This is a genomic window from Pseudoalteromonas sp. Ld20 (genome assembly GCF_045064175.1).
Classification (GTDB): Bacteria; Pseudomonadota; Gammaproteobacteria; order Enterobacterales; family Alteromonadaceae; genus Pseudoalteromonas; species Pseudoalteromonas neustonica.
The window spans coordinates 82,180-104,089 of the sequence record NZ_JBISHB010000028.1 but is presented as its reverse complement, the minus strand read 5'-3'; the positions used below and the strand labels follow the sequence as shown (position 1 = coordinate 104,089).

Annotated in this window: 25 protein-coding genes and 1 rRNA gene; 5 read left to right on the top strand and 21 right to left on the bottom strand. The window is 40.2% G+C overall.

Annotated elements, in window-relative coordinates:
- Positions 1-200 (bottom strand): 16S ribosomal RNA (locus ACJJVX_RS05425); the annotation flags it as partial.
- A 715-nt stretch (positions 201-915) separates the two neighbouring features.
- Positions 916-1,386 carry a hypothetical protein gene (locus ACJJVX_RS05420; protein ID WP_405630549.1) on the bottom strand — a complete coding sequence of 157 codons (471 nt, stop codon included), beginning with the start codon at positions 1,384-1,386 and terminating at the stop codon, positions 916-918.
- Between the two features lie 187 nt (positions 1,387-1,573).
- Here ACJJVX_RS05420 and ACJJVX_RS05415 point away from each other — a divergent pair, with 187 nt between their 5' ends.
- Positions 1,574-2,110: a helix-turn-helix domain-containing protein gene (locus ACJJVX_RS05415; RefSeq protein ID WP_054206132.1), complete on the top strand. Its 537-nt coding sequence runs from the start codon at positions 1,574-1,576 to the stop codon at positions 2,108-2,110.
- A gap of 214 nt (positions 2,111-2,324) precedes the next feature.
- On the opposite strand, the gene rpsQ is transcribed toward ACJJVX_RS05415, so the two are convergent.
- Genes rpsQ through rpsJ form a run of 11 tightly spaced genes read right to left on the bottom strand, consistent with a single transcriptional unit; the run spans position 2,325 to position 7,291 of the window.
- Positions 2,325-2,582, bottom strand: coding sequence for a 30S ribosomal protein S17 (rpsQ, locus tag ACJJVX_RS05410; RefSeq protein WP_054206131.1), 258 nt, complete (start codon positions 2,580-2,582; stop codon positions 2,325-2,327).
- The gene (gene rpmC / locus ACJJVX_RS05405; protein WP_054206130.1) at positions 2,582-2,773 is read right to left on the bottom strand and encodes a 50S ribosomal protein L29; all 192 of its coding nucleotides are present in this window, start codon (positions 2,771-2,773) and stop codon (positions 2,582-2,584) included. The genes rpsQ and rpmC overlap by 1 nt, the downstream gene beginning before the upstream one ends.
- On the bottom strand, positions 2,773-3,186 hold the full coding sequence (gene rplP / locus ACJJVX_RS05400) for a 50S ribosomal protein L16 (protein ID WP_054206129.1): 414 nt from the start codon (positions 3,184-3,186) through the stop codon (positions 2,773-2,775). The genes rpmC and rplP overlap by 1 nt, the downstream gene beginning before the upstream one ends.
- Positions 3,187-3,198: 12 nt before the next feature.
- On the bottom strand, positions 3,199-3,900 hold the full coding sequence (gene rpsC, locus ACJJVX_RS05395; RefSeq protein WP_054206128.1) for a 30S ribosomal protein S3: 702 nt from the start codon (positions 3,898-3,900) through the stop codon (positions 3,199-3,201).
- 11 nt (positions 3,901-3,911) lie between these two features.
- Positions 3,912-4,244, bottom strand: a complete 333-nt coding sequence (rplV, locus tag ACJJVX_RS05390; RefSeq protein WP_004588690.1) for a 50S ribosomal protein L22 — start codon at positions 4,242-4,244, stop codon at positions 3,912-3,914.
- Between the two features lie 14 nt (positions 4,245-4,258).
- Entirely contained in the window at positions 4,259-4,537 is a 279-nt protein-coding gene (gene rpsS, locus ACJJVX_RS05385) for a 30S ribosomal protein S19 (protein ID WP_004588689.1), read from the bottom strand.
- Positions 4,538-4,552: 15 nt separating this feature from the next.
- Positions 4,553-5,377, bottom strand: a complete 825-nt coding sequence (gene rplB / locus ACJJVX_RS05380; RefSeq protein ID WP_002957895.1) for a 50S ribosomal protein L2 — start codon at positions 5,375-5,377, stop codon at positions 4,553-4,555.
- Between the two features lie 17 nt (positions 5,378-5,394).
- Positions 5,395-5,697 carry a 50S ribosomal protein L23 gene (gene rplW / locus ACJJVX_RS05375; RefSeq protein ID WP_054206127.1) on the bottom strand — a complete coding sequence of 101 codons (303 nt, stop codon included), beginning with the start codon at positions 5,695-5,697 and terminating at the stop codon, positions 5,395-5,397.
- Positions 5,694-6,299, bottom strand: coding sequence for a 50S ribosomal protein L4 (rplD, locus tag ACJJVX_RS05370; RefSeq protein WP_054206126.1), 606 nt, complete (start codon positions 6,297-6,299; stop codon positions 5,694-5,696). The genes rplW and rplD overlap by 4 nt, the downstream gene beginning before the upstream one ends.
- A 17-nt stretch (positions 6,300-6,316) precedes the next feature.
- On the bottom strand, positions 6,317-6,952 hold the full coding sequence (gene rplC / locus ACJJVX_RS05365; RefSeq protein WP_054206125.1) for a 50S ribosomal protein L3: 636 nt from the start codon (positions 6,950-6,952) through the stop codon (positions 6,317-6,319).
- 27 nt (positions 6,953-6,979) lie between these two features.
- Positions 6,980-7,291, bottom strand: a complete 312-nt coding sequence (gene rpsJ, locus ACJJVX_RS05360) for a 30S ribosomal protein S10 (RefSeq protein WP_002957900.1) — start codon at positions 7,289-7,291, stop codon at positions 6,980-6,982.
- A 408-nt stretch (positions 7,292-7,699) separates the two neighbouring features.
- Here rpsJ and plsB point away from each other — a divergent pair, with 408 nt between their 5' ends.
- Positions 7,700-10,153, top strand: a complete 2,454-nt coding sequence (plsB, locus tag ACJJVX_RS05355; RefSeq protein ID WP_405630542.1) for a glycerol-3-phosphate 1-O-acyltransferase PlsB — start codon at positions 7,700-7,702, stop codon at positions 10,151-10,153.
- On the opposite strand, the gene tesB is transcribed toward plsB, so the two are convergent.
- Complete coding sequence (gene tesB / locus ACJJVX_RS05350; protein ID WP_054206123.1) at positions 10,150-11,007, bottom strand: acyl-CoA thioesterase II; 858 nt, start codon at positions 11,005-11,007, stop codon at positions 10,150-10,152. The genes plsB and tesB overlap by 4 nt on opposite strands.
- A 79-nt stretch (positions 11,008-11,086) precedes the next feature.
- On the opposite strand from tesB, the gene ACJJVX_RS05345 reads away from it, so the two are divergent.
- Entirely contained in the window at positions 11,087-11,545 is a 459-nt protein-coding gene (locus ACJJVX_RS05345; protein ID WP_054206122.1) for an EVE domain-containing protein, read from the top strand.
- A 61-nt stretch (positions 11,546-11,606) separates the two neighbouring features.
- Here the strand turns inward: ACJJVX_RS05345 and ACJJVX_RS05340 are convergent, their stop codons facing one another.
- Together ACJJVX_RS05340 and ACJJVX_RS05335 are read right to left on the bottom strand one after the other, a co-directional pair.
- The gene (locus ACJJVX_RS05340; RefSeq protein WP_054206121.1) at positions 11,607-11,819 is read right to left on the bottom strand and encodes a hypothetical protein; all 213 of its coding nucleotides are present in this window, start codon (positions 11,817-11,819) and stop codon (positions 11,607-11,609) included.
- The gene (locus ACJJVX_RS05335; RefSeq protein WP_054206120.1) at positions 11,819-12,886 is read right to left on the bottom strand and encodes a potassium channel family protein; all 1,068 of its coding nucleotides are present in this window, start codon (positions 12,884-12,886) and stop codon (positions 11,819-11,821) included. Before ACJJVX_RS05335 ends, ACJJVX_RS05340 begins: the two co-directional genes overlap by 1 nt.
- A 161-nt stretch (positions 12,887-13,047) precedes the next feature.
- On the opposite strand from ACJJVX_RS05335, the gene ACJJVX_RS05330 reads away from it, so the two are divergent.
- Both ACJJVX_RS05330 and ACJJVX_RS05325 read left to right on the top strand, forming a co-directional pair.
- A complete protein-coding gene (locus tag ACJJVX_RS05330; protein WP_054206119.1) occupies positions 13,048-13,998 on the top strand; it encodes a chemotaxis protein CheV in 951 nt (316 codons plus the stop codon).
- A gap of 65 nt (positions 13,999-14,063) precedes the next feature.
- Positions 14,064-15,374 carry a short-chain fatty acid transporter gene (locus tag ACJJVX_RS05325; protein ID WP_170174281.1) on the top strand — a complete coding sequence of 437 codons (1,311 nt, stop codon included), beginning with the start codon at positions 14,064-14,066 and terminating at the stop codon, positions 15,372-15,374.
- Between the two features lie 48 nt (positions 15,375-15,422).
- On the opposite strand, the gene ACJJVX_RS05320 is transcribed toward ACJJVX_RS05325, so the two are convergent.
- From ACJJVX_RS05320 to ACJJVX_RS05300, 5 genes are all read right to left on the bottom strand, one after another.
- Entirely contained in the window at positions 15,423-17,567 is a 2,145-nt protein-coding gene (locus ACJJVX_RS05320; protein WP_405630537.1) for a peptidase domain-containing ABC transporter, read from the bottom strand.
- Positions 17,568-18,537: 970 nt separating this feature from the next.
- Complete coding sequence (locus ACJJVX_RS05315; protein ID WP_082379066.1) at positions 18,538-19,590, bottom strand: prolyl oligopeptidase family serine peptidase; 1,053 nt, start codon at positions 19,588-19,590, stop codon at positions 18,538-18,540.
- A gap of 73 nt (positions 19,591-19,663) precedes the next feature.
- A complete protein-coding gene (locus tag ACJJVX_RS05310; RefSeq protein ID WP_169021676.1) occupies positions 19,664-19,882 on the bottom strand; it encodes a hypothetical protein in 219 nt (72 codons plus the stop codon).
- A 45-nt stretch (positions 19,883-19,927) separates the two neighbouring features.
- Positions 19,928-20,395 carry a hypothetical protein gene (locus ACJJVX_RS05305; RefSeq protein ID WP_405630534.1) on the bottom strand — a complete coding sequence of 156 codons (468 nt, stop codon included), beginning with the start codon at positions 20,393-20,395 and terminating at the stop codon, positions 19,928-19,930.
- Positions 20,396-20,557: 162 nt separating this feature from the next.
- The gene (locus ACJJVX_RS05300; protein ID WP_405630532.1) at positions 20,558-21,799 is read right to left on the bottom strand and encodes an HlyD family efflux transporter periplasmic adaptor subunit; all 1,242 of its coding nucleotides are present in this window, start codon (positions 21,797-21,799) and stop codon (positions 20,558-20,560) included.
- Positions 21,800-21,910: the final 111 nt, after the last annotated feature.

Genomic DNA, 21,910 nt, shown 5'->3' with positions numbered 1-21,910 from the left:
CACTTTGGTCCGTAGACATCATGCGGTATTAGCAGTCGTTTCCAACTGTTGTCCCCCACCAAAAGGCATATTCCCAAGCATTACTCACCCGTCCGCCGCTCGTCAGCAAAGTAGCAAGCTACTCTCTGTTACCGCTCGACTTGCATGTGTTAGGCCTGCCGCCAGCGTTCAATCTGAGCCATGATCAAACTCTTCAATTAAAAGTTTTTTCTGTTCTCATCCAATAAAGAATGAAGAACCTGCTCAATGAATTCTGAATTTATTTAATATCTTTCGATATTGAATTGACTGTGCCGAATAATTACCGAAATAACTATTCTGTTGGTCACTCAGTTTCTCTTTCGAGAAATCACATTGAGACTCTAAATTTTTTGCCTTGCTTACCTATCTAAAAAGAAATTTAAGCTCGGCTGTTAGAACTCAATCTGTACAAGTGCCCACACAGATGATTGCTTTATATTGTTAAAGAACGTTGCGATTAAAGCGCTTTGCTTTATCTCGCTAGGGCTGCGCATGTTACGCTTTCCTATTTTTTTGTCAACACTTAAATTTAAACTTTCTAAAAAATCTAAACTCAAGTTTTACTCGACTCACTGATTAACTCTTGCCCCGCTATGCGTTGCGCTCTGCCGTCTCAGTGGGGTCGCATTATAGGGCGCGGCGGATTTTACGCAAGCGTTATTATCACTAATATTGCATTTATTTCGCTTTTGTAAGATACACAAAAGAAACTGACATGTTACCCACAAACATCTGTGGATAACACTCACTGTAAAACGATGAAATCGTAATAATCACGATATGAGTTATCCTGAAACATTGATTTATTATTCTATTTTTAAAATCAAACGCAGCTAACAAGTAATATAAAATATCAACCTCAGTAAACAGATAATAATACTCCAGCGATTACTATTATTGGTTTTGGAAACTAGCTAGACCCAGCTCCTCTGATTCATAACGTGTCCCGGTTAACTTTATCAACCAAACACTATCGATAAAAGTACGGCTAAAATATACAGTTTGACCATTAGGAATGTTAGGCATAAAAGACGTTATTGATTGCCATTGGCCATCTGTTTTATCTTTTAACTTCATCGCCGCATTAAAAAACGATCCATCTTCGTTTGCCTTTACCTCAAGTGCTGTTAATTGTTTTTCATCTCCTATTTCTATTAATGCACTCTCGTTTAATAAAGCTAATAGCATTGGTTGGTGAATTGGATCCAATGATTTTAGCGTTTCAGCAATTTTACTATCAATTGCTATCTCATTTTTCAATTTATAAATATCGGCTTTAACTGCAAAAACAGGTTCGGCATTAGTTTGATAACTTACCAATAATAAAGCCATGGAGCTAAGTAATAAATAGACGTGCTTTTTCATAATAGGATATACCCTTTCGTTAGTTTGATAATGCTAGCATAATTTAAAACAGCCCATAAAAAACGCTAATCCATTAATATTCATAATATTCTTTTATTCATTTACATGAATATAAACATAACCTCTATCTCTGGATTAGCTAATTGGTGATAATAACACGGCAACAATTAAGGAGAGAATAATGAGTATGCAATCGCTAGGAATAGAATTAAAACGTCTTCGAACAAACAAAAAATGGACTCAAGCATTTGCTGCTCGGGAAATAGGCATCCAACAATCTTATTTATCAAAACTAGAGAATGGCCAATTCATTCCCTCTCCTGAAGTGATCGAAAAGCTAAAATTGTGCTACGACGAAGTGTGTTTTAATAACTATTTACCTACAACACCATCAACAAACGTGCCGCTGAAAAAACTGCCCATATTAAGTTTTGTGCTGTTTATAATTGGTCTTATAGTTTGGCTATGTGCAACGTATGAAATTTTTTATTCTGAAACCTACTTTACTTATCAGGCAAAACAAGGTGAATTTTTAGCGTTTAATGTTAGTCAGCAATATCAAGGCGAACGCTTTATTGAAGGTGATGTTACTTACCAAATTGTCGGCGAAAGACAAGTTAGCAGGATCGAAAACCGCTTTCTAATTGTAGGTTCTGTAGTGTGTATTTTACTATCTATAGTTGCAGGTGTATTTTCACAAAGGTATAAGTTTCGTAAATTATAAACCCGATACTTAGTTGTTACTTAATTCTAAGAATATTATTTCAGCGCATTTATGGCGCTCTTTCCTCCTCGGGTTTCTCAATACTCAACCCAAGCTACGGCGCTAACACTTACTGCGAGCAACTGAAAGCTGACAACTTACCGCTTATGGCTTCTTTAAAAACAAAAAGCCCCGGCTAATGCCGAGGCTTTTATAAAACAGACTTAATTAAAAATTAAGCTTGTTTAGGACTAGAAATAACGTCTACTAATGTCCAAGACTTAGTCTTAGAAATTGGAGCGCATTCACGGATAGAAACAACGTCACCCGCTTTTGCTGTGTTATTTTCGTCATGTACGTGTAATTTAGTCGTACGTTTGATGAATTTCCCATAAATTGGGTGCTTCACGTAACGTGCGATAGCGATAGTGAAAGATTTTTCCATCTTGTCGCTGATTACAGTGCCTTGAAGAGTACGGATTTTATCGCTCATTATTGACCTGCCTTCTGGTTAATAATTGTTTTTACACGCGCGATATCGCGACGTACTGTTCTTAGCGTATGTGTCTGAGCTAACTGACCAGTGCTTGCTTGCATGCGCATATTAAATTGCTCACGAAGAAGTCCTAGAAGTTCAGCATTAAGCTCTTCTACGCTTTTGTCTTTTAGTTCGCTTGCTTTCATCACATTACCGTCCGAGTTACGAAAGTTGTTTTGAATGGCAGTTTACGAGCAGCAAGGTTGAATGCTTCACGAGCAAGCTCTTCAGAAACACCTTCCATTTCGTAAAGTACTTTACCAGGCTGAATTTCAGCAACCCAATATTCAACAGAACCTTTACCTTTACCCATACGGACTTCAAGCGGTTTGTTTGTAATAGGCTTATCAGGGAACACACGGATCCAGATTTTACCTTGACGCTTTACGTGACGTGTCATGGCACGACGAGCTGCTTCGATTTGACGAGCAGTCATGCGGCCACGGCCAGTAGCTTTCAAACCGAAAGTACCGAAGCTTACTTTGTTACCGTTTTGCGCAAGACCACGGTTGCGGCCTTTATGCGTTTTACGGAATTTTGTACGTTTTGGCTGTAACATTACTCGCTACCTCTACTTAGCACTTTTCTTGGCTTTCTTTGGTGCGCGTTTAGCTGGCTTCTCTTGCTCTTGTACTAGTGGTAAACCACCAATAACTTCGCCTTTGAAGATCCAAACTTTAACACCAATGATACCATAAGTGGTTAAGGCTTCAGAAGTTGCGTAGTCGATATCAGCACGAAGAGTATGTAGAGGTACACGACCTTCACGATACCATTCTGAACGTGCGATTTCTGCGCCGCCAAGACGACCGCTAACTTCAACTTTGATTCCTTTTGAACCAATGCGCATTGCATTTTGTACCGAACGCTTCATAGCGCGACGGAACATAACACGACGCTCTAGTTGAGAGGCAATGCCATCTGCAACTAACTGTGCATCTAGTTCTGGTTTACGTACTTCAGAGATATTGATCTGAGCAGGTACACCAGCAATCTTAGTTACCGCTTGACGTAATTTTTCTACGTCTTCGCCTTTTTTACCGATAACAACACCCGGACGAGCCGTGTGAATTGTTACGCGGATTGATTTTGCTGGACGCTCAATAACGATTTTAGACACAGAAGCCGCTTTCAATTCCTTAGTAAGGAATGTACGTACTTTGTGATCGCCAAAAAGCTGTGCAGAGAAATCTTTTGAACTCGCGTACCAGGTAGAAACCCAAGGTTTAGATATACCTAGGCGAATACCAGTAGGATGAACTTTTTGTCCCATTACTTATACTCCTAGCTATCTGAAACCACAACAGTGATGTGGCTTGTACGCTTAAGGATGCGGTCAGCGCGTCCTTTAGCACGTGGCATAATACGTTTCATTGTAGGACCATCGTCCACAAAGATCGTTGTTACACGTAGCTCATCAATGTCAGCACCTTCGTTATGCTCTGCGTTAGCAATAGCAGACTCAAGTACTTTCTTAACTAATACAGCCGCTTTTTTAGGGCTGTACGCCAGGATTTCTAGTGCGCGATCGACAGGTAACCCGCGGATCTGATCTGCAACTAGACGTGCTTTTTGCGCCGAACCAGAGGCGAATTTATGTTTAGCTAATGCTTGCATTTATCATTCCCCTCTTAACGTTTCTTCGCTTTCTTATCCGCAGCATGGCCACGGTAAGTGCGAGTTGGTGCAAATTCACCTAGTTTGTGACCGATCATTTCGTCAGAAACGAAAACTGGTACATGCTGGCGACCATTATGGACAGCAATGGTCAATCCGATCATGTTAGGTATGATCATTGAACGACGGCTCCAAGTTTTAATTGGCTTCTTTTCACCGCTTTCCAAAGCTTTCTCTACCTTCTTCAGCAAGTGTAGGTCTATAAAAGGACCCTTCTTGAGAGAGCGTGGCATGGCTATTCCTCAATATTACTTAGTACGACGACGTACTATAAATTTATCCGTACGCTTGTTCTTACGCGTCTTAGCACCTTTAGTCGGCTTACCCCATGGAGACACAGGATGACGACCACCAGATGTACGACCTTCACCACCACCGTGTGGGTGATCAACCGGGTTCATGGCAACACCACGAACTGTCGGACGAATACCACGCCAGCGATTTGCACCTGCTTTACCAAGTGAACGAAGCATATGCTCAGCATTGCCTACTTCACCTAGTGTCGCACGACAATCAGATTCAACTTTACGAACTTCGCCTGAACGAAGACGTAATGTTACATATTGACCATCACGAGCAAGGATTTGAACGTATGCACCAGCAGAACGTGCGATTTGAGCACCTTTACCTGGTTTTAATTCTACGTTGTGAACAGTCGAACCTACAGGCATATTGCGCATAGGTAATGCATTACCAGGCTTGATTGGTGCATCAACACCAGACTGGATTGCATCACCAGCTTTTAAGCCTTTTGGTGCGATAATGTAACGACGCTCACCGTCTGCATATAATACAAGAGCGATGTTTGCGCTACGATTTGGATCATATTCTAAACGCTCAACAGTGGCTGGAATGCCATCTTTAGTACGTTTAAAATCGATTAAACGGTAATGCTGCTTATGACCACCACCGATATGACGAACCGTAATACGACCATTGTTATTACGACCACCTGATTTAGAGTTTTTCTCTAAAAGTGGTGCGTATGGCTTACCCTTATGTAGATCAGAGTTAACCACTTTAACTAGGTGACGACGGCCCGCAGAAGTAGGCTTACACTTTTGAAGTGCCATAATTCTAACTCCCCTTATTACTCGGCGCCGCCGACAAAGTCTAGTTCGCTGCCTTCTTTAAGAGTAACGTAAGCTTTTTTCCAGTCGCTACGACGACCGAAACGTGCGCCAGTACGTTTTGTTTTACCCTTAACGTTAAGTGTGCGAACACCAGTTACTTCCACTTCAAAAAGCTTTTCAACAGCAGCTTTAACTTCAGCTTTAGTTGCGTCATTTACTACTTTAAAAACAATCGTGTTGTTTTCTTCAGCAGCAATGGTGCTTTTTTCAGAGATATGTGGAGCAAGGATCACTTTTAAAAGACGTTCTTCACGGATCATGCTAGCGTCTCCTCAAGTTGCTTAACAGCAGCAGCTGTAATAAGTACCTTGTCGAAAGCAATTAAGCTTACAGGGTCGATACCAGCTACATCACGCGTGTCAACCTTGTACAGGTTACGTGCCGATAAAAATAGATTCTCATCTACTTCTTCAGTTACGATTAGAACATCTTTAAGCTCAAGTTCTTTAAGCTTAGCAACTAGTTCTTTAGTTTTAGGTGCTGCTAGAGCAAAACTTTCAACAACGATTAAACGCTCTTGACGAACTAATTCAGATAAAATGCTTTTGATCGCACCGCGGTACATTTTACGGTTTACTTTTTGGCTGTGGTCTTGTGGTTTAGCTGCAAAGCTAACGCCACCTGAACGCCAAATTGGACTACGGATTGTACCAGCACGTGCACGGCCAGTACCTTTTTGAGCCCATGGTTTTTTACCACCACCGCTTACTTCAGAACGTGTCTTCTGAGCACGAGTACCTTGACGAGCGCCTGCTGCGTATGCAACAACTACTTGATGTACTAATGCTTCGTTAAACTCACGTCCAAAAGTAGCTTCAGAAACTTCAAGACCGCCAGAAGCGTCTTTAATTGCTAATTCCATCACTAAATCTCCAGGACTTATGCTTTAACAGCAGGTTTAACGATAACGTCACCGCCGATAGCTCCAGGTACTGCACCCTTAACTAAAAGCAAGTTACGCTCAGCGTCAACGCGTACTAGTTCTAAGTTTTGAGTCGTTACACGCTCAGCACCCATATGACCGGCCATTTTCTTACCTTTAAACACCTTACCAGGTGATTGGTTTTGACCGATTGAACCAGGAGCACGGTGAGATAGAGAGTTACCATGTGTAGCGTCTTGCATGCTGAAATTCCAGCGCTTAACACCACCTTGGAAACCTTTACCTTTAGAAGTACCGGTTACGTCAACCTTGTTGATTTCGTTGAATAATTCAACAGTAAGCTCAGCGCCTACTTCAAAATCGCCTTCACCACCGTTAAGGCGGAATTCCCACAGACCGCGACCCGCTTCAACACCAGCTTTAGCGAAGTGACCCGCTGTTGCTTTGTTTACACGGCTTGCTTTTTTAGTGCCTGCGGTTACTTGAAGCGCGTTATAACCGTCTGTTGCGTCAGATTTGATCTGAGCAATGCGGTTAGGTGTCGCTTCAATAACTGTCACAGGGATAGATACACCATCTTCAGTGAAGATACGTGTCATACCCACTTTACGACCGACTAGACCTAATGCCATTTTCCTAAAACCTCTCTAATCTTTCGATTAACCCAGGCTGATTTGAACATCAACACCAGCAGCAAGATCTAAACGCATAAGTGCGTCAACAGTCTTGTCAGTTGGTTCTACGATGTCGATCAGACGTTTATGGGTGCGGATCTCGTACTGATCACGCGCGTCTTTATTAACGTGCGGTGATGTAAGTACAGTAAAACGTTCAAAGCGTGTAGGTAGTGGAATTGGACCACGTACTTGTGCGCCAGTGCGTTTCGCAGTTTCCACGATTTCCGCCGTTGATTGGTCAATCAAACGGTGGTCAAAAGCTTTTAGGCGAATACGAATGCGTTGATTTGACATTCTTAAACCTCAATATAAAGAGCATTTAAAAGAGCATAAAAAAACGACCGAAACAATCTTAAAAACATAAGATGCCGGTTGTTGATTTATATCTACGTTGAGTTCCAAATCGGAACTCCTGTTTTATTAGCTTGAAATCCAAGCTTAATGTTCCTTTCAAGTTCCCGGGGGAATTTTGAAAGCCTGCGTATTATAGTGATATTGGTGATAAATGCAACAACTATTTCAATCAACCCGAATGACTGTAATTTATACTGTAAAAAAGGGCCTGTCATCGTGTCGTCATTACTGTGGATTTACTATAGTGAGATCATGCATAGTATGAATGATAATGGTCAGTCCAGTTTTTAATTGTTATTATTCCCCCTTGTTTGCTTTTATCTCTTAATCCTTAACCTTGGTGAGTTGATGCGTATTTTTAATTATTGTTTGAACTTTATCTCAATGGTGACCAACCGCCTGCTTGTAAAAAGTAAGGTGCTGCCAGAGAGCCCTATTGAACAATATGCCCTTAACCCGGCTTATCCCACTTTTTATATCGTTAAACTCAATGCTCGATCTGATTTAGCTGCACTCGCACGCGTATGTAAAAAGCATGGCTTACCAAATCCGACCGAACAACAACTGCTTGGTAATGCCTCATTAGATCGCTTTATTGGCCTACAGAACCCACCACCACTGTTTGGTGACAAGGCAAAGCCTACTGACGCGTTAAATCAAGGTAAGCAAATCATTGAACAGTTAATCGCCAGTGGTGAAAAAAACGTACAAGTCATTCCGGTCACTATTTTATGGGGTCGCAATCCGGGTAAAGAAAAACCAGGTTTAGGTACACTCGTATCACACTCTTTAACGCCTAGCTGGTTTCGTAAATTTTTTGTTTTACTGTTCTCTGGCCGTGATAATTTTGTACGCTTTAGTCAGCCGTTAGATTTATCGCTATTAGTAAACGAAAAAGCCGATGTGGATGAGCTGCCGCATAAATTATTGCGTGTAGCCCGCGTACATTTTCGTCGTCAAAAATTAGCGGCTACGGGCCCTAAAATGCCCTCACGCGAGCAATTATTTAATTCGCTATTAGCATCCCCCACTATTAAAAAAGCTATTAGCGATGAAGCAAAGAGTAAGAATATAAGCCAAGCACAGGCACGTCAAAACGCATTAAAACTACTGGATGAAATAGCCGCTAACTACAGTGACGCGACCATCCGCGTTGCTGAGAGGGCATTAACTTGGTTATGGAACAAGCTGTATAACGGTATCGAAATAAAATACACCGAGCAAATTCACGACCTGACCAATAAAGGCCATGAAATCATCTATATGCCGTGTCATCGCAGTCACATGGATTATCTACTGCTAACCTACTCTATTTATCATCTTGGTTTAGTACCGCCACATATTGCTGCGGGTATTAATTTAAACTTTTTTCCAGCAGGTGGAATTTTCCGTCGCTCAGGCGCCTTTTTTATTCGCCGTTCATTTGCGGGCAACAAACTTTATTCAGCGGTGTTTAAAGAGTATTTAAGCCAACTATTTATTAAAGGCTACTCTGTTAAGTTTTATACCGAAGGCGGGCGTAGCCGGACCGGGCGTTTACTGCCACCAAAAACCGGCATGTTGGCTATGACACTGCAAGCCATGCTTCGTGGTATTGATCGCCCAATTTCAATTGTTCCTGTGTACATTGGTTATGAACACGTTATGGAAATTAATACCTACCTTAAAGAGCTCGCCGGTGATGATAAAAAAGGTGAATCAATATTTGGGATTTTTAAAGCAATTAAAAACTTAAAAAACTACGGCCGTGGTTATTTAAATTTTGGCGACCCCATTTCGGTCAATCAATATTTAAATGACCAGCAACCAGATTGGCGTGATTCTATTCATCCTACGGATGTACAAAAACCACAATGGCTTGGACCACAAGTAGCCACCTTAGCTGATAAAGTAATGGTTAACATTAATAATGCGGCCGCGCTTAATGCTGTTAATTTGCTTGCTATGATTTTATTAGTAAACGATAAGCAAGCCTTGAGTAAACCAAAACTGCTTGCACAACTTGATTTTTATCTGCACTTACAACGCAATGCTAGTTACAGCGCAAAAATCACCATTCCAGATGAGAGCCCGGAAGAGCTATTAACTCACGCCTTAAAGCTAAATAAATTTGATGTAATAAGCGATGAGTTTGGCGAGATCATCGCGATTAACGATAAAGAAAAAATCCTCTTTAACTACTATCGTAATAATATTTTGCATGTGTTTTCTGTACCAAGTTTACTGGCGCTGCATATATTTAAAAGCCATAAAACCACCATTTCGCAGTGCCAAGCATTGATTAACTGCTTTTACCCTATGTTTGCTAAAGAATGGTTTTTGCACGCGCTTGATGAAAATTACATTACCCGAATTTTAGCCAGCTTTGTTGATCAAGACCTGATAGAGATTGAGGGCGACAATATCAAAATCACGAATAGTAATGACTGCTTAGCCAAGCTTGAAATACTTGGTCGTGCGCTGAGTTTAACTCTACAACGCTACGCCATTGTGATTGGCTTTATCCAAACGAGTAAAGGTATTGAACGCGCCGAACTTGAGCGTGAAAGCCAAGTACTCGCGCAGCGATTAGGTACATTGCACGGTATTAAAACTCCTGAGTTTTTTGACAAAAAAGTATTGGTAGGTTTTATTAGTAATTTGCGTGAACAAGGCTTAATTAGCGAAACGAGTAATGGCTTAGAAGGCAGCACTGAATTATGTGAAGCCTATATGCACCTTAAGGCGTTACTGCCAGCACGGATCTGGCAGTCTATTAGTGATATTGTACTGAGCCAAGCACAACACTCAGTGCATGATTAGCGCTGACGCATGACCCCTTCTTGAATCGTTGAGGCAACTAAATTGCCTTGACGGTCAAAGAACTGCCCGCGAACCATGCCACGACCAGAACTCGCACTTGGGCTATCAATAGTATATAAAATCCAATCGTCCATTCTAAACGGACGGTGAAACCACATTGCATGATCAATCGTTGCAACTTGCATATTTGGCTGCATAAACGATACGCCATGCGGCTGTAATGCAGTTGGTAAAAACTCAAAATCAGACGCATACGCTAGTAAGTAATTATGAATGCGCTGATCATCTGGCATTTCACCATTGGCTTTAAACCAAATATGCTTAACGGGTTCCATTTCTTGTGGTTTGAACGGGTTATGAAATGTCACCGGACGCATCTCAATGGGCATTTCGCGGATAAACTTATTCCGAATTACCTCTGGTATATGCTCGGCGTTTTCTTGATAAAACTCTAATGATGAGCGCAATTCTTCAGGTGCAGGTACGTCAGGCATAGTAGCTTGGTGAGATAAGCCTTCTTCAACAGCCTGAAACGACGCCGTCATATAAAAAATTGGCTTACCGTATTGAATGGCACTCACACGACGAGTACTAAAGCTTTTACCATCTCGAATGGTTTCAACATCGTACACTATCGGCTTTGCTGCATCGCCCGGGCGTAAAAAATAAGAATGCAATGAGTGAACAATACGCCCTTCAGGTAAGGTCTCTTTAGCTGCTGAGAGTGCTTGCCCCATCACTTGACCACCAAATACCGCCCGAAAACCTAAATCTTGGCTTTGCCCACGATATAAGCCCTGCTCTATTTCTTCTAGCGTTAATAATGACAATAAATCATCTAAAACTTGGCTCATTTTTAATATCCTCAATCCCACAATAGTTAAATCATACTATACAATGACTCTAAGTAAATCTTTGTTAGGAAACCTTACTATGGCTTATTGGCTATTTAAAACCGAACCCGATGCTTTTTCAATTGATGATTTAAAGAGTGCACCCGCACAAACAACAGCCTGGGAAGGTGTACGTAATTATCAAGCTCGCAACTTTATGCGCGATGATGTAAAACTTGGCGACCTAGTGATGATCTATCATTCAAGCTGTAAGCAAGTAGGTGTAGCCGGTATTGCAACAGTGACCGCTGAGGCCTATCCAGACCCGTGCCAATTTGATTTAAGTAGTGATTATTATGACCCTAAATCAAGCAATGATAAGCCACGCTGGGTGGTCGTTGAGGTCAGCTATCAGCAGCACTTAAGTAAACTTGTTAGTCTTAAAGCGATTAAGAAAAATGATGCCATTACCGAAATAGCGCTAAAAAAAGGTGGTCGATTATCGGTAATGCCGGTCACCCAGGCTGATTGGAATGAGATAATGAAAATGGCGCAATAGAGCGCTAAGCAGTAAGCGTGGCCTTATCCCGCGCTTTTATTCACAATGACAACTGCCGGAATTAACCTTTCGCTTTTTTTCTAGCCCCTTTTTTCTTATGCCCATGTTTGGGCACGATGGCAAAATACATTATCAGTGCAAGCCATGAGAAGAAGATAATACCGATTAGCCAGCCGTTTTTTTCGTGGCCTTGAGTGCGTTTAGTATTGAGAACGATCACTACAGGTAGAATATAGGCACTCAATACTAAAATTAAAAACGCGACTTCATCCATTACTTAGCAAGCTCTTGCCAGTTAACTTCACTGCTTAATACGCGGTCAACAGCAATGTAATGCAAAATATCGCCACTATTCACAGGGTAAGCAAGCGGTGGATTTAAATCCATATTTTGTGCGCTTAAGTTATGTGCTACACCCAATAAAATAGCATCGTGATCGTGTTTAAAATGGTGAAAAAGTTTACCGAATTCCATGGTATTTAAATCTTTTGGTATCGTTAAGCTAAACTGTGTGTCGCCATGTAATGTAGATAGTAATTCTTCTTGCACACGACTAGACCCTGGATCTTGCATTGAACGCACTAATATTTCAGCTGATTTAGCACTACTACATTCAACATTACCGCAATGCTCTAACAACATTTCAATTTTACTCTCGTCATTAAAGTGTGCGCTGATATGGCAATCACCTTTGACTAGCTTGCTTATGCGCAGTGCGGTAGTAAATGTTTGATCGTCATCTTGACCATCAATAATAATTTTATCTGCCTGCTTGATAGCTACGCGTTCAAGTTGCTCGCAATCTGTAAAGCTTGTTAAACGTGCAAAATCAACATGAGCATTGGTTAAAAATGGGTGCTCCATAGGCTCTGTTACCGCAAGTAAAATACGTCGCTCAGTGCGTTTCTGGTCAGCCAAAATATAGTCAACCATTTTTTTTGTGCGCGTTGGGTGCCAGCCAAAAATAATAATATGGTTGTTGTAATGTGAAAAACTTTTATCACCTGTCATAGCGCGCCTAATTAAATAAGTAACTGTTTGCCCTGTTTTTCCTAACAGAACACCAAATAATGCCAACCCAAAAGGGATTTGTAATAGTGCAACAATCCAGCGACCTAGATCTGTACTCGCACTAAAGTCACCGTAACCCACGGTTGATGTAGTCACTATATAGTAATATACAAAGGTGCTTAAAGGACTTAATGCGGATTCTCCGGCAAGAACTAATAGCAACCAAATTAATGCCATATGCAATAATGTGGCAACAGCAACCGCCTGCCAACTTACCTGATCTATATGGCTTCTAACTAACAAAAAAAGTTGTTTAAATATAAAAGGCATGCCACCACTTGGTTAATCCGTTATCAATTACCCGATAAGTTACTGCAATGCTTTATTGAAGGCAATGTTTGTAATATGTAAGATTATTTTCTAGGATGCTTTTCTCAACTGGAACAGTGTAAGCTATACTTAAATTCGTTAACCATAAAGTCGAGCGTATTATGTCGGGTGTATTAGCTTCTGTAGATCAACGAACTCAATTAGTCGGAGAGAACCGTCTAGAGCTTTTACTGTTTTATTTACATAGTCGCCATTTGTTTGCACTCAATGTATTTAAGGTTAAAGAGGTGGTTAAATTGCCACATTTAAACATTATTCCCCATGCACACCCTAAAATTTCTGGTGTAGCGAATATTCGTGGTGAGTCAATCCCTGTTATCGATTTACGTAAAGCCATTTGTATGTCTGAGGCGCGTAATATAGAAGACTGTAATCTTGTAATTACTGAATACAACCGCACAGTGCAAGGGTTTTTAATTGGTAAGGTTGATCAAATCGTCAACATGACATGGTCAGATATCATGCCGCCGCCAAGCTCTGTAGGTAAAAATCATTATCTAACCGCACTAACAAAGATTATACGTGATGACCAAGAGCAATTAGTCGAAATCATTGATGTAGAAAAAGTCCTCGCTGAAATTATTGAATATGAAGTTAAAATTTCTGATGACTTAGTTGATCAAAGTATCGTTAATGAGTTTGCTGGACGTAAAATTCTCCACGCTGATGATTCACCGACAGCACGCAAACAAGTCAGTGATACACTGTCGCAACTGGGTATTGAAATTATTCCTGCTAGTAACGGCCTTGAAGCGCTGAATATGCTTAAGAGCTGGGCTGATCGGGGTGATAATGTTGAGCAAGACTTATTAATGGTGATCACCGATGCTGAAATGCCCGCAATGGATGGATACCGACTAACGCATGAGATCCGTAATGACAAACGGTTGAAAAATTTATTTGTCGTTTTAAATACGTCTCTCAGTGGCAGTTTTAATCAGGCCATGGTTGAAAAAGTGGGCTGCAACTCATTTTTATCTAAATTCCAACCAGACTTATTAGTCGAAGAAGTGCAAAACCGTCTTAAAGTTGTGCTTGAGAAAAAAAGTTAGGCTATTTGCCAATTAACTACTTTCATGGTTAATTGGCACTCTCTATAAATAATAAAAATACTTCTATGCTCAATTCAGTTGCCAAACCGTTCACAAAATTAGTTGAGCGTTACCTCCCCGATCCATTCGTGTTTGTGATTTTATTAACCCTGGTTACTTTTGCCCTTGCCTGTATTTTTACACCTTCAAGTAGCCTTGAAGTGCTTGATGCATGGGGAAGTGGGTTTTGGAACTTACTAAAGTTTGCCATGCAAATGCTACTGGTGCTGCTAGCGGGTTATATGCTTGCAAGTACTGCTGTTATTAATTCAATTCTAAATAAACTAGCCACGTATGCTAACAGCCCTGCCAAAGCGATTATTTTTGTTACTGTGGTGTCATTGTTTGCAAGCTGGCTTAATTGGGGATTTGGGTTAGTGATTGGCGCTTTGTTTGCCAAAGCCATTGCTCGACAAACAAAAGTGGACTATCGCTTACTCGTTGCCAGTGCTTATTCTGGTTTTATTGTATGGCATGGTGGTCTTGCAGGTTCAATTCCACTCACTATTGCTACTACTGGTCATTTTTCAGAGCAAAGTATTGGGGTCATTAGTACTGGAGATACATTATTTTCAGGGTTTAATATTGCCATCGTCATCGGTTTATTTATCATTATGCCGTTGGTTAATCGCTATATGTTACCTTGTGATAAAGACAGTGTGTATGTCGATCAAGCTAGCCTTAGCGAACCAATACCTAAAAAATTAGACTTACTTCGCCCTGCAGATCATATTGAACACAGTCGCTTATTAGGTATGAGTATTGGCATTATGGGGTTAGCATATTTAGTTTATTATTTTGCCCTTAATGCCGGTTCACTTAATCTAAACAGTGTGATTGCGCTGTTTTTATTTTCAGCCATATTACTACATCAAACGCCATATAATTTATTAACCAGCTTACAACAAGCAGTGCCCAGCGGGGCAGGTATTATTATCCAGTTCCCATTTTATGCAGGGATCATGGCGATTATGGTCGACACTGGATTAGCACAACAAATTTCACAAGGCTTTATTGCTATTGCCGATGCTGAATCACTGCCATTGTTGAGTTTTTTAAGTGCAGGATTAGTGAATATATTTGTGCCATCAGGTGGCGGTCAATGGGCGGTACAAGCCCCCATTGTAATACCCGCCGCACAAGCTTTAGGGGCTGATATGCCTCGGGTTGCAATGGCGGTAGCATGGGGAGATGCCTGGACTAACCTAATTCAGCCATTCTGGGCCTTGCCAGTGCTAGCAATTGCCGGCCTAAAAGCCAAAGACATCATGGGCTTTTGTTTAGTGCAATTGATTATAACCGGCGTGTTTATATCGTTTGTATTGAGTTTTTATTAGCTGCAAGCATTATGCAAAGGCGTGCAATATATGCACGCCTTGATCACTTTAAGCACTCTCACTTTGCTGGTCTAAATCCACCAATTCACCCGCTTTTAAATGATAGACCTTACCAGCCATATTGATGGTTTCTTGGCGGTGAGCAATCATAATGCGTGTGATGGGTAAGTGCTGAATTTGCTCACTAATTTTGGCTTCGTTATCTTTATCTAAATGACTGGTTGCTTCATCCATAAATAACACACACGGAGATTGATACAGTGCGCGAGCAAGGAGCAAGCGTTGCACTTGCCCGCCGGATAAATTTGAACCCATATCACCCACCAAGGAATTGTAACCCATGGTCATTTTAGTGATATCATCATGAATTGCCGCATGATGGGCACACTGCTCTATTTTTAAGTAATTGGGTTGTGGGTCAAAAAAACTGATGTTATCGGCGATTGAGCCTGCTAATAACGTGTCATCTTGCATTACGGCGGCTATTTGTTTACGGTAGTTTTTAAGGCCAAGCTGGGTAATACCTTTACCATCAAGCAACACCTTGCCTGAGGTGGGTTGTAATAACCCCAACATTATTTTCATCAACGTGGTTTTACCTGCACCAGATGGCCCTGTAATCGCAATTGAGCCTCCCGCATTCAAGATTAAGTTAACGTTATTTAGAATCGGGGCTTGGTCATCACCGTAACTAAAGCAAATATTTTCAAGGATAAGTTGGCCTGTTACTTTACCCTCATTACTGCCTGTATAAACCATTTCACCGTCACGATTGGCTTCTTGTTGAGTTAGGGCAATATCAGCAATACGGTCTAAGTGTAAGCGCATCATTTTAAATTGAATGATTTGTTCTATTAAATTAGCAAAGCGGCTAGTCAGTTGGTTTTTATAGGCAATAAACGCCAATACCATACCGACCGACAAACTATTACTCATAACCAATAACGCAGCAAAGTAAATCACCAGTACATTTTCCAGACCAAATAACAGCTTATTAAATGAATCAAAGCTGATGTTTAACCGCCCTAAACGGATTTCGCTGTTTATTACCTCAGCATAACGGTTTTGCCAAATGCCTTGGCGCTGCGATTCATTACCAAACAGTTTGATGGTTTGCATACCGCGAATATTTTCTAAAAAGTTGGATTGCTCTTTGGCTGAATTTTGAATCATTTCTTCAGTGGCTTGATGCAGCGGCCGATACAGCGCTAAGCGCACTAAGGTATACAGCACTATTGCACCAACAACCACAGCTGTCAGTTTTAGCGAGTAAATTAGCATCATAATGAGTACGGTAATAGCCATCACGCCATCGACCAGTGTTTCAACAACCCCTGTGGTAATGCGCTCCCGTATTTGTGCCAAGGAGCCAAAGCGCGAGACAATATCGCCAACATGGCGTGACTCAAAATAGTTCATTGGTAGTCGCAATAAGTGCCGAAGCAAGTTCACGCCCATTTGCATATTGAGCAAACTTGAAAGCCGTAAAATCAACCAACTCCGCACCGCATTGGTCACCACTGAGATAATCGCAATTAATGCAAAACCCATAGCCAGTACCGTTAATAACGATTCATCAAAACTGATTAATACTTCATCCACCACCCACTGCATATAATAAGGGGTCATTAGGGCGAATAGCTGTAATACTAATGATAGCGCAATCAGTTTTAGCAACCCTGCCTTTAAGCCCTTCATCGAGCTCCAAAGCTGGGTAAACTTCATTCTTGCTTGTTCTTGTTTGGCTTCGAACTTACTGGTTGGCATGAGTTCTAAACAAATACCGGTAAAGTGCTTGCTAAATTCATCACTATTTAAACTGCGTTTACCAACAGCGGGGTCGTTAATAGCAAACTTAGCCGAAGTACCTTTACCAGACACTTTTGTCAGTACCACAAAGTGGTTCATATCCCAGTGCAATATACACGGCGTTTGCAGTTTATGTACTTCCTCTAATGAGCACTTTAACGCACGGCTTGCTAACTCTAAGCTATCACCCAGTTCAATCAACTGTTGTAAATTCATACCTTTTAAATTCGCCGAAAAGCGCTTGCGCATGGCAGGCATATCCAACTGATGACCGTGATAGCAAGCCAACATCGCCATTGAGGCGAGACCACATTCGGCTATTTCGGATTGCAAGATAAGCGGCACCGACCTAGGGATAGTAAAGTTTAACTTTGATTCACTCATAACATCCAAAAACTTTGAAAATTCTATTAAGGTATTGTTTTAATTAGCAAGTAACACTCAACATACAACTTAGCAAACACCGAAGCTAAAGTAATAATGATACTTGCCACTACATTGGAAATATTGAAGAAAAATAAAGAAAAAACCGAGGACATATAAGCTTTTAACCTTACATAATAGAGGCAAGCTCACTAGTTCTTTGTAAAAGTCGTATTCACTTTCAGTCAGCCTTTATTCAAATTCTTTGGCCGTCAATTTCCAAGAGCTAACAGTTTTACGTCCAATCTTTGTAATTATTGACCACTCAAGCATTGGCCTTTTTTATTGTTGACTAATGACTTAGCATTTAGAAGTCACTCTCCTTAAAATCTATTTATACTCATTAGACAATAAATAGTAGAGTTTGATAAAAACATTTTATATAACTTAACTTTATAAATATCCAAAAATGAAGTGGCAGTAATGAAGCATTATTACCGCTCAAAGCAGTTTAATTATTATTATGAACAAGAAATACAGACACCCCCTGCATCACAAATATCAGGCCCTCAACCACACGCTGGAACACAGCGCCCACGGCATGGTAATTCGGCAGCGCTTTTCCCACCAGTTACATTTTTTAATAACGCAGATTCGATAATATATTCTTTACTAAAATTACTAATATCTTCAGCAGAACTATTTTCTAGCGTTTTTTATCATCTTCTTTCATATACTTCCTTTTCCTTATTGGTAGTTAAAAGTTTTAACAAGAAATCTATCTCCTTCTTATTTTTAAAATTTTTCGGCAGAATATTTTTCAGGAAACTCAATGCCAAGGAATAAAGTACCCTTACCAAGTAAATCATAAACAAAGACCTAAAGCTCACTAGCCATTTTAGGTTAAGTATATAAGGTCTCGAATAACCACCCAATCAATACACTAAGTCATGAAAGCACTATTTGACATACAACAATAGCCACCTTCAAATCAAAGGGTGTTCGCAAACCAGTTAATAATTTCTGTTTGAATCTTTTCACTATGCTCTATCAAGGTATGAGAACCATTGGGATATTCAATATATTTAGCTAGTTTATTTTGCTGTGAAAATAACGTATGAAATAGCCTAGCATGCTTGGGGTTTACATATTGATCGTCTTCTCCATGCAGCATAAGAACCGGAATGCTGGGTAAATCTTGATACCAGTTGATTGCAGAACGATTAAAAAGCTCCTTGTCTTTATTATTTGCGTACTTTGGAATTAACCTTTTTAATACTTGCTGCTCAAACTCAGGCCTTTCTTCTGCTGTTGCAGATAAATCAACTAATGATCCACCTAAAGCCATGCTCTTTATTTTTGCACCGCTTTTTAATGCCAGTAAAGACATCATAGAGCCTCGACTCCAACCAACCGTTCCGAGCTTTTCAATATCTACCATTGGCATTGATTTTAAAATTGATACCAAAGCAAGTACATCTTGTAGCTCTTTCCCACCAAACTCATCTACTCCAATGGCAAATTCTCTATCTTCAGGCCACACTTGAGCACCGCCATACTGACTAGCAATAACAACATTTCCAGCTGCCGCAAGCTGATACGGTAGTAAAAATAAATCCCCAACTTTTAATGTGTGGCGATTCGAATCATTACCTCCACGGTTAAAAACAATTGCGGGTAACTTAGAAAGTTTTTGCACTTTAGGATAAAGAACAAAGCCACGAACATAGTAGTTTTGAACTTTATATATAATGGAAACACAGTTCACTGATGACTTATAATAGTCATACTCTTTCTCAGTAAGCCTTTGCTCAAACTCTTTGTCGGTAACCTTTCCAATAGCTACCAGCTTTTCTCTCCAATTATTATAGTTACTAAATAAACCACTTAAACATTGGCCTTTTCTTATTATTGATTCATGATTTAGTTCTTGAAAACTATTGTCTTTAATAAAAGATACATACTCATTTGCTAACAAGCTTTCAGAGCTCATTGAAATAAATAAAAAAATCAGCAAATACATTTTTCTATACAAGACCGTCATTTTACATTCATCCAAAGTTTAAGAGGGAGTGTGGCAGTAAAGTATTTTACTACCACTTAAAGTAGTTTATTTATTATGGTGGGCTAGAGATACAGAATTCTCCCCATGGTGCACAAATATCAGGCCCACAACCACACGCTGGAACACAGCGCTCACGGCATGGTAATTCGGCAGCGCTTTTCCCACCAGTTACATTTTTTAATAACGCAGATTCAATAATATGTTCTTTACTAAAATTACTAATATCTTCAGCAGAACTATTTTCTAGCGTTTTTTTATCATTTTCTTTCATATACTTCATTTTCCTTATTGGTAGTTAAAAGTTTTAACAAGAAATCTATCTCCTTCTGATTTTTAAAATTTTTTCGGCAGAATATTTTTCAGGAAACTCATGATACCAAGTAATAAAAGTATCCTTACCGAGCAAATCATAGACCAACTCATACTGGGTTCTCTTTGATTCTAGCAAGTCAGTTTCACTGAGCTTTTTATACTTATCCAAATCTTCAGAAGTAGTTGGGGAGTGGTGCATATAGTGGCCAAAAAACTTATCGCAGAAATAAAAATACTCTTTAGTATATAAAATAAAGGTGTGCCACATTTCATCAATTATCAATATAGGAGCATCAATAACCCTGGCCCCTGTAGTTTTAGGTGATGAGCAGAACCACATCCATTTCAACATTTCATTGAAAATTTTCTCAGCCTCAATCCTTTCAATTTTAAATGACTTTTGAAATCCATCTAAAACATTTGCACACTTAAAATCTACGATGCACTCTAAACTTGGGTATTTCTTCTGCACACTCATCTTTATTGTATTCCCCTAATTTGTATACTTTGTTATTTCAAAAGAAAGACAGCTCCCTAAATACCGCTAAATAATGCAGATAAATTAAAAACTTAACTTCAATGTGTAATACAACAAAGCTTGTTATCAGAATAAATTCTAATTTAAAATTCACTGTTAACTCACTCGCCCTTTTAGGCTGTAAAGCGGTTCAAGCAACCATTCAATTAGTGTGCGCTGCTCTAACATAATATCGGCCTCAAACAACATGCCGCTTTTTAGCTCAAACGCTTTACCATAGGCCTGCATTTGTTGCTGGCTGAGTGTCGCTCGCAAACGGTATACTGGCTCTTGCAGTGCAATGGGCAAACGTATTTCGTTTGGGGTAATAAGTGCCTTATCTATGCGGCTAATTTTGCTATTAATAAAACCAAAGCGTTGATAAGGAAAAGCATCAAATCGCAAACGCGTATCGTTACCAAGCGCAATAAACCCTGCCGAGCGGGTAGGTAATAGTAATTCAGCCACTAATTCTGAACCTTCGGGGATTATATGCAGCAGCGGTTTGGCTTGAGTGAGTGTTTCACCCTCAACCACTTGAATACCAGTAACTGTACCGCTATTACTTGCAGTGATGGTGTATTGATAGTTACTTTTAATTTGTGTGAGCTGGTTTTGAATATCCGCTTGTTGGCGTTTAAGACTATTTATACGCAGCGTGTATTGCTGCGGTACATTGGCAATACTAAAGTTAAGTTGACTTAACTGGTTTTCTTGCTGCATTAATAAACGCGCAAGGTTTTGTTTTTCTTGTTTGGCATCTAGCAGGGCTTGCTGTTGTTGCTCGCGCTCAATGTTTGATAAAAAGCCATTTTTATTAAGTTGATTAAGGTTGCTCTGCTGGCGGTTAAGTAGTGCTAACTTTTCATCGGTAAGTTTTAGCTGGCTTTGTAATGCAGCTTGTTCATTAGTCAGTGCACGTTTTTGCGCTTGCAAGTTTAGTGACTCTTGCTTTTGTAAGGTATGATTTTGTGTGATTTCGTCATTAAGCAGCTGTATTTGCATACTTAGCTGCTCAACAAGCTGGGTACTTAAGGCAACCCCTTGGCTATTATTTTGCTGCACAATAATGGTCGCTAATGGCTGACCTTTTATAACGGTATCACCCTCTTGTACAAATAGCTGCTCAATCATGCCGCCTTGGTTAGCAAAACTTTGGATCACCCCTTTGTTGGGCATTAAAAAACCGCGCACAGTTTCTTTACGAGAGTATTCAGCAGTGAATAAGAAGGTAATAACTGCGATAGCCACACAAGCCAGAATAAACACAGTTAATTTTATTGATAAAGGTTGTGCGAGGGTAATAGCCCCCGTCAAACGCTCACTTTGCTGAGCGACAGCTTCCTTTCTAAACAACATCCCTGAACAACCCCTAAATAAACACTAATATAGGGACAATACATATTAAGTTACAAAAAAGCAACAAATGCAGTACAAAAAAACAGCACGACGAACAAATATCAAGCTAGC